This is a genomic window from Paenibacillus chitinolyticus NBRC 15660 (genome assembly GCF_000739915.1).
Lineage (GTDB): Bacteria > Bacillota > Bacilli > Paenibacillales > NBRC-103111 > Paenibacillus_F > Paenibacillus_F chitinolyticus.
Genome location: NZ_BBJT01000002.1, coordinates 164,406 through 181,367, shown reverse-complemented (window position 1 = coordinate 181,367; position 16,962 = coordinate 164,406). Strand labels below are relative to the sequence as shown.

The following is a 16,962-nucleotide window of genomic DNA, read 5'->3' as shown; positions in this document are numbered from 1 at the left end:
AACCTTTCCATACCCGACTGGCTTCTCTAAAAATTTGTTTGAGCGGTTGTGTGGGGGGCTAGGAAGTGTTTTTTAACGGGAGTTAATCGCTTTTGTTGACGCTGATCGGCCAGCAGATGCATCATCCGCAATTGAATAGTTCTCGTTTGTTCCGTTGCATAGGCGGGATGAGCCAGATTGCATGTTTCCAATGGATCAAGGGTTATGTTATATAGTTCATACTCGTCTGGAACCGGTTGGGTTTTGACCTGGGTGACCCATTGCGAATCCGGAGTGCCGGAAGCAGCCCCTCCAACGGGGTGGAGCGTCACGTCTTGTATCCCCGGCTGGCTCCAGAATTGAACATCATCGAAGTAGCGGGAGAACTTCCATAATTCTTTCCTTCCGTTTCTATATAAAGGTGCGATGACAGTCTCGATGTGGGTGGGCTGAATAACGGATGAATAGGGCACCCCCAATGGACTGATCTGGTGCTGCCCCCGGGTAACGTCGTCGTCCGTCATGAAAAAAACCGGCTGTTCGTCGATGGTGGACGGGCCCTTCCCAAGGATACAGGGACTGAGGTCACGCCCGGCAAAACGATGGACTTCGCTGAATGTGTTTCGCAAGCTGTTCTGAATCTCTTCGATGTTCACATTCGCCAGTCCAAGCATAGTAGGCAAAAGGTCCACATGGCTTGTAAGGGTGTGGAGGCTTGCATGCTGCGGAAATAAATGTTTATTGTGGATGAGGAAGGGAACATGCAGAATCTCTTCGTAGGCGCAATAAAATTTTTGATGAAGACGGCCGTGAGCGCCAAGCATTTCCCCGTGATCCGATGTAAAGATAACAATCGTTTCGTCATAGAAAGAAGTGCGGGTGAGGGCATCGAACACCTTAAGCATTTGCCGGTCGGCATTTTTTTGCAGCTGGTAGTAGAGTTTACGGTAGAACGGTTGATCTATAATAGGCTGTAAAGCTTTTGGATACAGATTCCGGTAGCTTGCCTGACAGCGCGGTTTGGTGAAAAGCGATTCGTTTAGGGTTGGGGAAGGAGCGACCTCCGGCATAGGTTCCACTTCAAATTTAAACTGGGGCAATCGCTCGGTAATAGCGCCGTACAAAACAATATCGTGCGGATTCACAAAGGAAGCTACGAGCAGCCAAGGTTCCGCAAGATTGTCCTGACGGTTCAATCGGTCCAGGGCCTCTATAAGTTCGACCGCTTCCGCAGCGTAGATCTCGTCTCTGCCGCTTAGTCCGATCCCGGCCGATGAGGCCGAATTGCGCGGGTTTCTTCCGTGAGGTTCAGGTCCGATCCAAGTAGAAAATCCGAAATCGTTCAAGCGGTCGGCGTTCGAATATAGAGCTTCGAGGCTTTTGTCCGGTACACCTGTCAAAGGATCGTAGCTTGGAAGGCTAGTGTGAGTACCGGGTACGGTAATATCTTCATGAGATATATGCCATTTCCCTTTATAATACGTCCGGTATCCGGCGGCGCGAAAATAATCGCCCATCGTAGGTACGGTGTTTCTATCCAGCCAAAACATATCCGAATCAAAAGCTTCTTTAGCGATTCCCGTTGTCTGGGTGACGCCATGAAGAGACGGATAATGACCCGTCATTAAGGTGGCACGGCTGGGGCAGCACGCTGCGCTTCCTATATAATGTCTGTGAAATTCCAATCCATGAGACTTCAAAAGATTTTGAGCGACAAGATTCCGTTCACGCCATTCTTTAATTTCCTCGTTTTCATAAACAGGCGCGTACCGTTCCTCATCGACTAGGAACACCAAAAAATTAGGCCTTTTTAAATGGCGGCTAATGGGAATCACATCCTCGGAAATCTTTTTATCCTAAAATATGTGATCCGGCGAAAAAAAAGTATAACCTTACGACAGGACTTCAAAATGGGATTTACGATCTCATGTCTTGAAAATTTTTAGCTTTCCGAAAGACTTTATAAAATCGTTTCAATTCCTCCTCTGTTGGTACATAAGGCAGCTTTTTTGACGACTCTAACATGTTGAAACAGACTCTTCAGATAACCATAGTCCGGCCGTTCTGCGCGAAGATATTTCGCCAGTTCCCTGGCTTTCTTTTCTGCGGATGCACGATTCTCGGTCCTGCCGACTCAACTTCTAATGAAAGACGTACTTTCATGCCCATTCGGAATGTGCCATACTTATTGACATGCATAGATTAAGGGCATTTTGTCGCAAAAAGCCTATCTTGGTTTCCCTGAGCTAACGGGCAGAAGAGTACAAAATTCTTTAAGTACATGGACGGTGTTCTAAAAATGAAAATACAAATTGTATTGTTTGACGGCTTCGGTGAGCTTGTCTCTTTGGCACCTTTTGAGGTACTCAAAAGAGCGATAGAAGAAGGGGCCCCTTTTACGGTTGATCTGATATCAAGCGAACCAAAACAAGAAATTGCTGCTTCGTTCGGGGTTACGGTGAAACTAAATGATTTTTTACGAATGGATAATCGTCCGGATCTGTTAATTGTACCTGGCGGTGGCTGGAATCATAAAGCTGAACATGGGGCACGAAAGCAAGCGGAGCTTGGAACCCTGCCCGCAATGATTAGAGAGATGCACAACGAAGGAACGATCGTTGCCGGAGTTTGTACAGGGGGGATGCTGCTGGCTGCCTCCGGTATATTGGATGGTCGAAAGGCGACGATGCACTATTTGGCGCACGATGAAATCAGTGAATACGGGGCGGATCTGCTTCGTTACAGAATTGTAGATCAAGGGAATATTATCACTGCAAGAGGAGTCACTTCAGGACTTGATTTGGGACTTTGGATCACGGAAAGGTTCGCAGGTGCCAAAATTGCAGCTGCCGTTGAATATAGAATGGAATATGAGCGGCGAGGTGTTGTTTGGAGTTAAGTTGAATTCGTTTTAATGCTTTTCAAAAAGGAACCGGCAGTGCAGCGATGGACCCGGTCCATCGCCTGTTTTAGATTCCGTGATTCTCTTTGCTTCACTCAGCTATCAGGCAGTATAGTTTAAGATCATTAGCGGTGAACCGTATCATGAGTAATAGCGAAAAATTGGGTATGGGTAAGGTGGTGGATACTCACTTAGCCAGGGAATTCCTTGCTTTCATGCGTAGAGAGGTCAATTGTATTCCATAACCCAATATTTTTCGTGTGGAGTACCTTCTTCAACGACTTTCTTCCAGCCCTTACTCTCGTAAAATTTCGTTGCCGCATGATTTTTTGATACGCACTTCAATCTGATCGGTTTTTCCATTTTTTCTATAGAGGCCTGGAGTAAAAGACCACCAGCACCCTTACCAGAGAAATCGGGGTGGACGAATAAATTATGGATAAAGTTATCAGGCAAATACAGAGAAGCAAATCCGAGGATTTGATTATTCTCCTCTACTAAAAAGATATGCTCTCCTTCTGTATGCTTATCAAAATCATCTAAAGTCATTGCTTCTATGTCGGCCCAATGAAAACTTTTACGACGGGATTCCAAGTATATTTTTCTTAAAGCTGGGTAGTCAAGTTCATTTGCTACTCTAATATTCACATCTTCACTCTCGCTTCCTTTATATATTATGCGCCATGATAAGAGAAATGGTGGGATTCTTTTTAACGTGAGAACTTTTCTGATTCACTGTGTTATTGTTACATTTACGCCTGAGCCACGAATATTATTATCATAGACGACAAAGCTAATTTGTTCAACTAACGGGTACAAATGTGTGGAGCTGCCACAAGGACAGCTCCTTATAGATGGCCAGCGTCGGATCCAAAAACAAAACCAAGGAGACTGCTAGATCGGTATTTTCCAGAGTTTCTGACGGTATTTAAGGACTGGGAGTGCAAGTCCGCCATCCCAAATGCTAAGCCTTCATCTACTGCCACATGAGCTTGTTTCTGTGCCAGACGAGACGTTGCTGCAGCAATTAAGAGAAGCTGCAAAGCGCGGGCTTGGTCTAGGTCGAATACAGAATCTGAAGGCAGCAGCCGGCTGTTCTGTTGGCATCAGGCAAGGTTCTGAGTTGGCTAAAACGGAGCTAAAGTTGTTGCTGACACAGTACGAATGGCATCAAAATAAGCTTGAGGAATTGGAAGCAAAGTTAGATGAACTACTAGCGCAGATCCCTCATGTAAAGCAAGTATTGGCCGGGATACCATCTCTGACTTTTTAGCCGAGGTAGGAGACATTTATCAGTACCGACATCCGAAACAGATCACAAAGCTTGCTGGACTGAATTTGAAAACAAATTCATCCGGCACACATATAGGACAAACCAGGATCACAAAGAGAGGCAGGAAACGCCTTCGTGCTCTGCTCTTTAGAGTGATGATGCCGCTAGTCGCTAAAAATTCAGCCTTTCGAACCCTACACGATTATTACACCAAACGGCCTGTGAATCCATTAAAAAAGATGCAGTCTCTCATCGCGTTATGTAACAAACTCATACGCATCCTTTTCGGTATCTTGCAGAAGGGACATGAGTTTAGTGAAGAAAAGATGATCCCGGATATCCCTCGATTTGGGAGATACCACAAGCAGCTTAATGATCGGTTTTTTTATGTTGATGACCAAAGCAGAGCAAGATAACAAGAAGCACGGATGAGCCGGAAAGGCACTATCCTTACGATCGAAGATCCTGTCGGGCAGCATTTCTGACCTCCACCTCATGGACAGGTTGAATGAAGGAATGTGGGAGCGTAGACTCTGTGAGATGTGGGAGGGGTGACCACCATGAGCACATGTGGAGATCCAAAGGTGCAACCATACATTGCCATACAGGTTCGGCAATGTATTCGTAGAGTAGGGACAGCGACGCAATTGATAACGGACGGCACACGTTGTTCTCGTGCGGTTGCCTCTGAATCACGGCAACAGCCTCGTGATCTGAAAGATCATTCACCACAGATACAGCTGCACGGCTGATATGAAAAAAAACACCCTGACCACAGTCGTGGAGGGTGTTAAAGCGAAATCTATGGAAGCAGGGGGTTTTCGGGCTGCCTCATCCGCATATAAAGCGACTTTGGATTCGATCGGAGGGAACCTTCCCCCGGTCTTTTCATGCGGTACTCTGTTATTCCTCGTGTTGAACGATTCGGATCGTGACCGGATTTGACTGCTGGCTGCCTGAAATAATGCGGTTATCCGGCAGCCTGACAGAGAATCCGGCCGTCTGCCGAAGCGTAACTAACCCGTACGTAGCCGGAAGGATAGCGACAGCGAACTGAACGGTGGTGCTTTCGCCATCCTGAAGCTCTCCGAGCAGGACTCCCGCGGTTATGTCCGCGTTAGGAGCGGACATCCCATTGATACGAACGCTTCCGGATACGAAAGCGAGACCGGCGGAGAGGTCATTTTCCGTAAAGATTTCAACGATCGGAGCGCGGCTTGTATTCGTAATGACGGCCGTATAGGTCAGTATATCTCCCGAAGCCGCTTCATGGCTGTCAACATTCAAATGAATCAAAACAGCCGGCGCAAAAACCGGAAGGACGACTTCATTAGATGCGGCTGCGCCCGTATAAATGTCTGTTTCATCCGGCAGCCGGTACGTAAATTTTGCCGTAGCCCGGTTCCGGAGAAGTCCCTCCGCCGGAAGCGACGTAATCGTTAAACGGAAAGCGGCCGTTACAGCACTGCCGGGAGCCAGTAGTCCGATTGCCAGATCGGAAGGGTCCGCCGCTGGACGAGGCTCTCCGTTAACGGTCACGGAATCCGGGACGTAGGCCGAGCCGGGCGGAAGCAGATCTTGCAGGGTAACATCCGCTGCAAGTGTACCGCTGTTCCGAATCGCCACGGTGTATTCTACGACATCTCCCAGGACGCGGATTCCGGGTGACGCCGATTTTTCCGCAATGATCACTGGGGAATGCACGCTTATCCCGATGAGATTGGATGAAACCACCTCCCATTCGGTTTTACCGTCCGGGAGAACATACGAGCTTTCAATCCGAGCCTGGTTTTCGATTTGGCCCGAATCGGGCTGCTCCGTTACCGTTACCGAGTAGGATACACTCGCTGAACCCCCAGGTCCGAGTGAGGGCAGGGATAATCCTGCGGAGAGATTGGCACCGGGCTGAAGCTGTCCGTCGATACGGATACTGCCCGCATCGAGCTGCGTCCCCGCCGGCAGCCGGTCGGTCAGGACGATCGAGCTCGCGTCAATCGTTCCGGTATTCGTCACCACTACGTTATAAGCGATTTCGGAGCCGATCGTGGCAATGGTTTGATCCGAACTTTTCACGGCTTCGATCCCATACTTGTAGACGAATATGGCGTCGGAACTGGCGGATACCGTGTAGGAATGGTCCGCATACGTGAAGCTTGCCGATGCCGTATTGACGAGCTGGGCCGCTTCCGGAATGGAGGTGATCTCCAGTTGGAATCCGATCAGGACTGTGCTCTGCGGCGGAACCGACCCCAAGGCAATTCCGGCTTGAAGCTGGGCATCCGGAAGAGCGGTGCCGTCGACCGTCACACTTCCCGGCACGAAGGACGTACCTTCCGGCAGGAGATCCGTGACGATCACATCGGCAGCGGGGGCCTGCCCTCCATTCGTCACGGTTATGCCGAACGCAAGGACATCTCCGATTGCGGCAGCCTCTACCGTACTGTTTTTGAACAGACTGACAGAGTGCGGCGTGACAGGGATCACAACCGGTTCCGAAGCGGAGCTGCCTTCATGCGTCCGGCCGTCCGGCGTCTGGAACGAGAAGGCGGACAGCGCCCGGTTCACAAGAACGCCTTCCGGTGGTATCACGGTAACCCGCACACGGAAGGAGACCGACGCAGATGCCCCCGGAGCAATGGTGCCGACCGTGATTCCCGCGGCGGGATCGGCGCCGGGAATTACGGTGCCGTTGACGGTAACACTGTCCGGCACAAGAATCGTTTCAGGCGGCAGTGCATCCGTGATCGTGGTAAATGCACCGGTGGAACCGGTGTTCGCCACTGTAATCGTATAGAGAACGGTATCACCGGCCGCCACGCTGTCTGTGTCGCCCGTCTTCGGAACCGTCAGAATCGGCTGAAGAACGGGAACGGTCACGGAGTTGGAAACAATCGAACCGGCTTCTGCGCCGCTGACGAAAGTAACGACAGCCTGATTCGTAAGCTCCGGAGGAGATGGAAGCGATACGACGGACGCCTGGAAGGAAGCCGCGACCGATGCTCCGGAAGCCAGCTGCCCGATAGCGATGCCCGTATTGGGATCGGCGTCGGGCAAGGCAACACCGTCCACAGTGACGCTGCCTTTCACGAAAGCGGAACCCTGCGGAAGCGGATCGGTGAGCACGACTTCCCGGATAAGATCGGCATCCTTGTTCGTTACGGTGATCGTATACCGGATAGTATCGCCGAGGATGGAGCTTCGCAAATCAGTCTCCTTGACCGCGGTGACAGCGATGTTAGATACCGAAACAATGACCGTGTTCGATGCACCCGATCCCGTATTCGTCCTTCCGTCCGGAGAAACGAAAGTAAACTGCGCCGATGCCTGATCGATAAGCAGGGGAGGAACCGGAACAGCCGTAACGAGCACCTGAAAGGTGACGGCAGCGGACCCTCCGGGAGCAATGGATCCCGTGGGTATTCCCGTAACCGGATCGGTTCCGGGCAAGGGTATTCCGTTCAGCGTGACACTATTCGGCACGAAGGAAGATCCCGGCGGAATCGGATCGGTTACCGATGCGCTCGCCGCAAGGTTGCCCGTATTCGTGAGGACAATCGTATAAGTGACGGTGTCTCCCACGGTTGCGTTGTCCGAACTTCCTGATTTGGCAACGGTAAGGATAGGCTGGAAGATCGGCACGACAACGGGATTCGATACCGATGAGAACGTAAAGGCCCCGCTCGTAAACGCGACGGACGCCTGGTTGTAAAGCTGGGGAGGCGTCGGCAGAGACTGGACGGTGACTTGGAAAGTAACGACTGCCGTGGAACCTGACGCAAGGGTACCCAAAGGAATACCGGTAACCGGGCTCGTTCCGGGCCTGGCTGTGCCTCCTACCGTGACGCTGCCCGGTAAGAAAGCGGAGCCGGGCGGGATAGGATCGGTCACGACTGTATCGGTCACGGCTTCTATTCCGTTGTTCGTGACGGCGATAGAGTACGTGACGATATCCCCGAAGATGGCATCGGCTGCAGTCGTCCCTTTCACGACAGATACGTTCGGAGCCGATACCGGAATGGACAGGGTGTTGGAAACGGCGGAGCCGTTTACGATGCGTCCGTCGGGCGGCAGGAAAGTAAAAGCGGCGGTGGCCTGATCCGTCAACTGCTGCGGATTGGGAACCGATGTAACGAGAACCTGGAACATGACGGAAGCCGTACTTCCCGGAAGAACACTTCCGGCATTTATACCGGCAACGGGTGAAGCGCCCGGTACGGGAATTCCGTTTACGCTGACGCTGTTTTCAATAAACTGCGATCCTGCGGGAATAGGGTCCGATAGGAGGAGGGCGGCGGCGATATTTCCGCTGTTGGTTGTCTGTATCGTATAAGTCAGAGTGTCCCCGACGGTCACATTGGAGAAATTTGCGCTTTTGGCGAGTTGAAGAATCGGCTGATAGAGCGGTACCGTAACCGGATCGGAGTAAGAAGTGCCGGAGAAAACTCCCGATGTGAAGCTTACGGCAGCCTGGTTGGACAGAACGGGCGGAGACGGCAGGGATGTAACCGTAACCTGGAAGGTGACGGTGGCAGTTGCGCCCGCTGCGATCGTTCCGGCATTGATACCCGCGTCGGGCCGGGCCAAAGGAAGAGGCACACCGCCCAGTGTTACGCTGCCCGGAACGAAAACGGAGCCGGCCGGAATCGGATCGGTTACGATAACACCGGTTACCGCTTCGATTCCGTTGTTTGCCGCCGTGATGGTATACGTCACCGTATCTCCGAATACAGCGTCCGCTGCGCTGGCGCTCTTGCCCACGGTCACGTTCGGAGCCGATACAGGTATGCTGACGGCGTTGGAAAGGGCGGTACCGCTCAACGTCCGTCCGTCGGGCGGCTGGAAGGTGAAAGCGGCGGTTGCCTGGTCGACGAGTGTCGGCGGAGACGGGACGGAAGTAACGACAACCTGGAAAGTCACTCCGGCCGTGCCTGCAGGCGGGATCGGACCGACTGCGATCCCGACGGTCGGATCCGCTCCGGGGATCGGCTGTCCGTTCACGACCACACTGTTGGCTATAAATGCCGAACCGGCGGGGATCGGATCCGAAATCGTCGTTACCGCTGCGATATCGCCGGAATTGGCCGCGAGGATCGTGTAGACGATCGTATCGCCCACCGTGGCATTGGCGGTGTTCGCGCTTTTGGTAACGCTGAGTATCGGCTGATACACGCCGATGACTACCGGGTCCGAGAGAGAACTGCCGGAAAAAGCTCCGGATGTGTAGCTGACTCTCGCCTGATTGGACAAGACGGGAGGAGACGGCAGGGAAGTGACGGTGACTTGAAAAGAAACCGTCGCTACCGCCCCGGGCGCTACAGAGCCGACTGCGATACCGGAAGCCGGGTCAGCGCCGGGCTTAACGATCCCGTTCACGGTCACGCTCCCGGGGACCAATGCGGAACCGGTTGGAATGGGATCGGTCACGATCACGTTAGTCACGCCGGAGATACCGGCGTTCGAAGCGGTAATCGTGTAGGTGATCGTATCGCCTACTGCCGCATCCGTGGAACCGGCCGTTTTGGTGACCAAGATATCGGGGGCCGATACTGGAATGGAGACTACGTTGGAGACGGCGGATTCCTGGATAATACGTCCGTCCGGCGGAACGAAAGTAAAGCTGGCGGAAGCCTGGTTGACGAGCGAAGGCGGTGCCGGAACGGAAGTGACAATCACCTGGAAGGTGACTAGAGTGGAACTTCCGGGCGCAATGGACCCGACTGCAATGCCCGTGGACGGATCGGACCCGGGGTACGATGTGCCGTTCACGGCGACACTGTTCACAAAGAAGGCGGAACCGGCCGGAATCGGGTCCGTGATCGTAGCGGCAGCGTCGATATTGCCGGAATTGGTTACCAGAATCGAATAGGTGATCGTGTCGCCTACGGTTGCGTTGGTTGAATTTCCGCTTTTGGCCAAGGTGATAAGAGGCTGATACACGGGAATGGAGAGCGGCGCGGAGACCGAAGATCCCGTAAAAGCGCCGGAAGTAAAGCTAACCGTAGCCTGATCCAGGAGTTGGGCCGGAGAAGGCAGAGAAGTGACCGTTACTCGGAAACGGAGAAAGGCCGATGCGCCCGGCGCGATAATTCCGGCAGGAATGCCGGCAGCCGGATTACCCGCAGGAACAGGCAGTCCGTTTAGGGTTACACTGCCCGGGACAAGAACCGAGCCGGCCGGGATCGGATCGGAAATAACGACGTTGGCCACATTTTCAATACCGCTGTTTGTGGCGGTGATGGTGTAGGCGATGGTATCGCCGACGACGGCATCCGTGGAACCGGCGGTTTTCGTAACCGCAACGTTCGGCGCGGATACGGGAATCGTAACGGGATTCGAACTGACCGATTCGCTGATGGTGCGTCCGTCCGGAGGCTGGAACGTAAACGCGACTGCGGCCTGATCGTTCAGTCTTGAAGACGGTGGAACGGATACGACAACGGTTTCGAACGAAACCAATGTCGTCGCTCCCGGCAGAAGCGAGCCCGCCGTAATTCCTGTCGTGGGATCCGCTCCGGGGAGGGGCAGTCCGTTCACAAGCACACTGTTAGCCAGAAAAGTGGAGCCCGGAGGGATCGGATCGGTTACGACGAGGCTGGCGGCAATATTTCCGCTGTTCGTTACCGCAATCGTGTAAGCGATCGTATCGCCAACCGTGGCGTTGGAGAAATTAGCCGTTTTAACGGCCGCTAGAATCGGCTGATAGACCGGCACAAGAACGGTTCCCGACGTGCTGGACCCGGTAAAAGTGCCCGAAGTGAAGGAGACGATTGCTTTGTTGGACAGGACGGGCGGAGAAGGCAGAGACGTTACGCTGGTTTGAAAGCTGAGTACAGCCGAGGCGCCCGGCGCAATGATGCCTACGGGAACACCCACAGAGGGATTGGCCGTCGGCAGCGAAGTGCCGTTTAGAACCACGCTGCCCGCAACGAATACCGACCCTGCCGGTATGGAGTCCGTGGCGAGAACACCAGTCACGTTCTCGATGCCGTTATTGGTCGCCGTTATGGTGTAGGAGACGATATCACCGAGGACGGCATCCGTAGAAGCCGTCGTAAGCGTAACGGTTACGTTGGGAGCCGAGACCGGTATCACAAGCGTGTTGGACACGGCTGAACCGGTAACGGAGCGTCCGTCCGGGGGGACGAATACAAAGCTTGCGGAAGCCTGATCGAGAAGGATTGATGAGGCCGGAACGGAGTTTACGACCGTTTGGAACGTAACCGTCACGGGAACGCCGGGCGCGACGGAACCGACGGGAATTCCGGTCGAAGGATCGGCTCCGGCACGCGGAGAACCGTTGACGGTAACGCTGTTGTCGAGCAGAACGGAACCGGCGGGAATCAGATCCGTCACGGTTGTCGAAGCGGCAATGTTTCCGCTGTTGGAAAGCACGAGCGTGTAGGTAATCGTATCGCCTACGGTTGCGTTGACGGTATTTGCGCTTTTGGCTATGGACAGAATGGATTGATAGACGGGAACGGTAACGGTGTTCGATAACGAAGAGAAAGAGAGCGTGCCGCTTGTAAAACTGACGGAACCGCGGTTCACTAGCTGTCCGGAGGCGGGCAGCGAATTGACGAGCACGCTGAAAGTTACGGCAGCCGCTCCCCCCGGGACAATCAGACCCGCCGGTACGCCGACGGATGGGTTTGCGCCCGGCACGGGAACGCTGTTGACCGTTACGCTTCCCGGCACGAGCGTTGTGCCGTCGGGAATAGAGTCGGTCACGATTACGTTCGTCACATTCTCAATGCCGTTATTTACCGCGACAAGCGTATAAGCGATCGTATCGCCTACGACCGCATCCGCAGCGCTTGCGCTTTTGCTTATGACAACATTGGGAGCGGAAACCGGGATCACGACGGTGTTGGACGAAGCGGAACCGGAAACCGTCCGTCCATCCGGAGGCTGATACGTATACGACACGGCGGCCTGGTCGACTAACTGTGGAGGCGTTGGCACGGAAGTAATCACCACCTGAAATGTCAGAGTCGTTGAAGCACCGGGTGCCAGCGTGCCCGCGGCGATTCCGCCGGCGGGATTGGCTCCCGGAAGGGGGACTTGATTGAGGGCGACACTGTTGGACACAAGCGAACTGCCGGCCGGAATGGCATCGGTGATCGAAGCGGTAACGCCGATATTTCCGCTGTTGGAGGCGGTAATCGAGTAGGTGACAAGATCGCCTACGGTTCCTTGCGAGAGATTTGCGCTTTTCTTTACGATGACAATGGGTTGGTAGACAGGAAGACTGACCGTATTGGACGCTGCAGAACCGCTGAAGGAACCGCTCGTGTAGCTGACGGATGCTTGATTTACGAGCTGCGGCGGGGACGGCAGCGACGTGACCTGCACCGAGAAGACAATAGTCGATGAAGCTCCGGCCGCAATGGTCCCTGCAGAGATACCGTTAGCCGGGTTAACGGCCGGAACGGCGGTGCCGTTTACTTTTACACTCCCTGCAACGAAGACGGAACCGGCGGGAATCGGATCGGTTACCACGACGTTCGACACGGCACCCGTCCCGCTGTTGGAAACCGTCAACGTATAGGTTATCACATCCCCCGGAATCGCATCGGGTGCGGACGGGCTTTTCGCAATCGTAACATTCGGCAGAGAGACGGGAAGCGTAACACTATTGGATGAAACGGAACCGGTCAGTGAACGTCCGTCTGGCGGACGGTAGGTATAGGAAACCTGGGCCTGGTCGGTCAAAACAGGCGGGGAGGGCAGGGTGTTGACGATGGTCTGGAATGTTACCGTGACGGCCGCCCCCGGTCCTGCAACACCCGCGGCGATGCCTGCGGCTGGATTGGCTCCCGGTACCGGAACGCCGCCGACCGTCACACTATTGGCGACAAAAGATGAACCGGTCGGGATCGGATCGGTTACGGTAAGCTGGGCCGACAGATTACCCGAATTCGTTATCGTGACGGTATAGGCAACGGTATCGCCGACAGTGACACGGGAGGTGCCGGCGCTTTTCACAGCGGCCAGAACCGGCTGATAAACAGGCACTATCAGAAGATCGGAGACGGCCGTTCCGGAAAACGCCCCGCTGGCGAAGCTGGCGGAAGCCTGGTTGCTAAGCTGCGGCGGGGAGGGCAGAGTATTGACCTGCACGGCGAACGTTACGGCCGCCGAAGCGCCCGCCGCAATGCTTCCGACGGGAATGCCCGCGACAGGATTGGCGGTAGGCAGGGGCGCTCCCCGTACATTCACGCTTCCCGATACGAACGAAGAGCCCGCCGGAATCGGATCGGTCACCACGACACCCGATACGGCTTCTATCCCGTTGTTCGTGACGGCAATCGTATACGTCACCGTATCGCCGATTATGGCATCTGTGGCGGAAGTGGTTTTGACAACCGATACGTTAGGCGCTGACACCGGGATGGTAAGCATATTGGACGACACCGTGCCGGTCAGCGTTCTTCCGTCCGGCAGCCGATACGTGTACGCGGCGACCGCCTGATCGCTTAGCTGCGGAGGCGCGGGCAAGGAATTTACTACCGTCTGAAAAGTGACGGTTGACGTCGTTCCCGGCGAAACGGTTCCGACGGATATTCCCGTAACCGGATCGGCGCCGGCCAGCGGAAGTCCGTTAACCGTTACACTGTTCGGGGCGAACGAGGAACCGGCGGGAATCGGGTCCGTCAGCGTAATGCTCGCGTTGTAGTTGCCGCTGTTCGTCAAACTCACCGTGTAGGTCACACTGTCTCCGACAGTAGCTCTTGCCGTATCGGCGCTCTTGACAGCCGAGAGCACGGGTTGGTAAACCGGAACAGATACCGTATTGGAAACGGAAGAGCCGGTAAATGCACCGGATGTAAAACTGACGGTTGCCTGATTTCCCAGCGTGGCGGGAGAGGGCACCGAGGTGACGGCAACGGTAAATTGCAGCGTCGTCGAAGCTCCGGCGGCGATTGTGCCTACAGGCACTCCCGCGGAGGGATTGGCCGCCGGGACCGCGGTCCCGTTAACCGTTACACTGCCGGCATTGAATGTGGTGCCCGCCGGAATCGGGTCGGTTATAACGACGCCGGTGACCGGGACACTGCTGCCGTTAGCGGCGACAACGGTGTACGTAATGACGTCTCCGACGGTGGCAGCCGTTTTGGAACCCGATTTGACGGCAGCGACGTTCGGCGCCGATACCGGAACGGACACTTCATTGGAAACGGCGCTTCCCGAGAGCGTCCGCCCGTCCGGGGGCTGGTACGTGTAGGACGCGGTCGCCTGATCCACGAGCCGGGATGTAGCGGGCAGGGAAGTGACGACCGTCTGGAACGTGATGACGGAGCTTGCACCGGCCGCCAAACTTCCCGCCGCGAAGCCCGCTGCCGGATTCGCCGCCGGTAAAGGCGTGCCGTTAACCGTCACACTGCCGGCAAGAAACGTGGAACCGGCCGGTATCGGATCACTCACGTTAAGGGAGACGGAAAGGTTGCCGGAATTTTTTACAGTGACGGTATATGTGAGGGTCGCACCGACCGTTGCGCTTGCGGGACTGACGCTTTTCACCGCTGAAACGACCGCCTGGTAAACAGGCAGCGTGATCGTATTGGACAAGGACGAGCCGGTAAATGCACCGGACGAAAAGCTGACAGTCGCCTGGTTGGAAAGCTGAGCGGGCGATGGAACGGATGTTACATTAACACGGAAAGTGACGACAGCCGAAGAACCCGCTGCTATGGATGCGACGGGAACTCCTGTCGCCGGATTAGCGCCCGGAACCGCCGTGCCGTTCACGGTTACGCTGCCGGTAACGAAAGAGGAGCCGGCCGGAATCGGGTCGGTTACGACCACACCGGTGACGGGCACAATCCCGTTATTCGTCGCCGTAATGGTGTAAGTCACGGTGTCTCCGACGACAGCGTCCGTCGAACCGGCGGTTTTGACCACGGTAACGTTCGGCGCCGAGACGGGAATGGACAGCGTGTTGGATACCGCCGAACCGGAAAGCGTCCGCCCGTCGGGAGGAGAATACGTGTAGCTTGCCGTGCCCTGATCGATTAGTCTTCCCCCGGTGGGGACAGACGCCACAACCGTTTGAAACGTGACGGTAACGACGCCGCCTCCGGCATCGATGTTCCCGATGGTGAATCCCGTCGCCGGATTTGCGGCCGGCAGGGACGTCCCATTGACGGTTACACTGCCCGTCACAAATGTGGACCCTGCGGGTATGGGATCGGTCAACGTGGCGGCCGCGCGGATACTCCCCGTGTTCGCAGCCGTCAAGGTGTAAGTAACCGTATCTCCCACGGTCGCTGTAGAAGTGTTTGCCGTTTTGACGAGTCCGATAACCGGCTGGTAGACCGGGACGGCAAGTGTGTTGGAGGGAACGCTCCCGGAAATAACCGGTCCCCCGGCTACACTCTGAAACGAGAAGCTGGCTGTCGCCTGGTTCGAAAGCTGAGCGGGCGATGGGAGGGAAGTCACGGTCACCCGGAACGTCACGGTGGTCATACTGCCCGCGCTTATCGTCCCGAGCAGGATGCCGGCTGAAGGATCGGTACCCGTGCGAGCGGTCCCGTTGACCGTCACACTGTTCGCGACGAGTGCGGAACCGGCCGGAATCGGATCGGTGAGGACCGTGCTGGAGGCGTCGACCAATCCGGTGTTCTTAACGGCGATGGTGAACGTGACCGTATCGCCGATGACGGCTCCGGTTACGCTGGCGGTTTTAGTCACGGATACGAGGGGGGCGTTAATGTCGATTTGAATGGCGTTCGCATTCACGATATACCCGTCCCCGGACGTCGTCAGTTGTAAAATCGCGGAGGTCTGGGCGTTTTTCAGCGTGGAGGATATATCCACGTTGGTAATATCCCATCCCTGGCGTCCACCGCTGATCAGCGTGCCCGGAGCCCCGTTGACGGCGTTGCGCGTACCGAACGTTCCGCTTGTGTCGAGCGTGCCGTCATCTTTGTTGATTTGGGACGCAAAAAAGTTCGCGGCGAAATTGTTAGCCCCTGATAGAGCCGTCAGACTCGATGCCGTCGGACCGAATAGAGCCTGGTCCCCGGTTTTGTTGGCGTCTCCTTCCTGCGCGCTGATTAACGCACGGCCTTTTAACGTCCCTTGAGCCGGAGTGGCGAAGCCGGAGATGACTACATTGACGGCCCCCGAAGTCGACTGGACAATCTCCGCGCCCACACCCAGCGAGAGATTCCGGAAGGGTAGACTCGGGTTCTGGTACACGACTGCGAGAGTCCATCCGGCGTGATTGGCTGTGGGGTCCGGAACGGCAAGCGTGCCTACGATGCTTTTGGCCGTGTAGGTTCCCGTGCCTCCGGCACTGACTAAAGCCGTTACATTGGCCGTGCGGACGTATGCCAGAACAGAACTCGGAGAGACCGCAAACGTCACGTTATAGACGGTAGCGGCATCTTGAGTTACGCTCGATGTGCCCGCCGGTGTGGTGAAGGTGATGGGGTTGTTGATAAAAGCGGTATTGTTGACCGTACCGTCCAGATAGGAGCCGCCCCAGATGAGCTCTGCGTACAATACCGTACTCCCTGCGGGAAGAGTGAGAACTGCGGCAGAGCTGTTGGAGGTGTATAGGCTTGTCGTTCCTGCCGGATATGTACCGTACTGGAGTGTCGTGTCCGTAGTTATGTAAGCCCCTATGCTGTCTACTGTTCCTGGAACGCCCGCAGTTTCGGATCGGCTCAATCCGAGTGTATTGCCTGTAAATGTAATGGCACCTGTCTGGTTTGCGGCATATCGCTGCAAAAAGGCCATCGCTGCATATCCTCCAAGTTAGGTTTATCGACTCCCGGTTATGGAAGGTTCGACTATACCTATG

4 protein-coding genes and 1 pseudogene are annotated in these 16,962 nt (G+C 55.0%); 2 read left to right on the top strand and 3 right to left on the bottom strand.

The genetic code is table 11. The features are described from left to right. Positions 1-26: 26 nt before the first annotated feature. Positions 27-1,814 (bottom strand): sulfatase-like hydrolase/transferase, encoded by a 1,788-nt coding sequence (locus PCH01S_RS02500; protein WP_241688686.1) that lies wholly within the window; start codon positions 1,812-1,814, stop codon positions 27-29. Between the two features lie 464 nt (positions 1,815-2,278). On the opposite strand from PCH01S_RS02500, the gene PCH01S_RS02495 reads away from it, so the two are divergent. Continuing rightward, entirely contained in the window at positions 2,279-2,878 is a 600-nt protein-coding gene (locus PCH01S_RS02495) for a DJ-1/PfpI family protein (RefSeq protein ID WP_042227391.1), read from the top strand. A gap of 231 nt (positions 2,879-3,109) precedes the next feature. On the opposite strand, the gene PCH01S_RS02490 is transcribed toward PCH01S_RS02495, so the two are convergent. Then, entirely contained in the window at positions 3,110-3,529 is a 420-nt protein-coding gene (locus tag PCH01S_RS02490; protein WP_042226528.1) for a GNAT family N-acetyltransferase, read from the bottom strand. 246 nt (positions 3,530-3,775) lie between these two features. On the opposite strand from PCH01S_RS02490, the pseudogene PCH01S_RS31820 reads away from it, so the two are divergent. Next, a pseudogene (locus PCH01S_RS31820) lies at positions 3,776-4,570 on the top strand (transposase); the annotation flags it as partial. 487 nt (positions 4,571-5,057) lie between these two features. Here the strand turns inward: PCH01S_RS31820 and PCH01S_RS02480 are convergent. After that, positions 5,058-16,898 (bottom strand): DUF7507 domain-containing protein, encoded by an 11,841-nt coding sequence (locus PCH01S_RS02480; protein ID WP_042226526.1) that lies wholly within the window; start codon positions 16,896-16,898, stop codon positions 5,058-5,060. Positions 16,899-16,962: the final 64 nt, after the last annotated feature.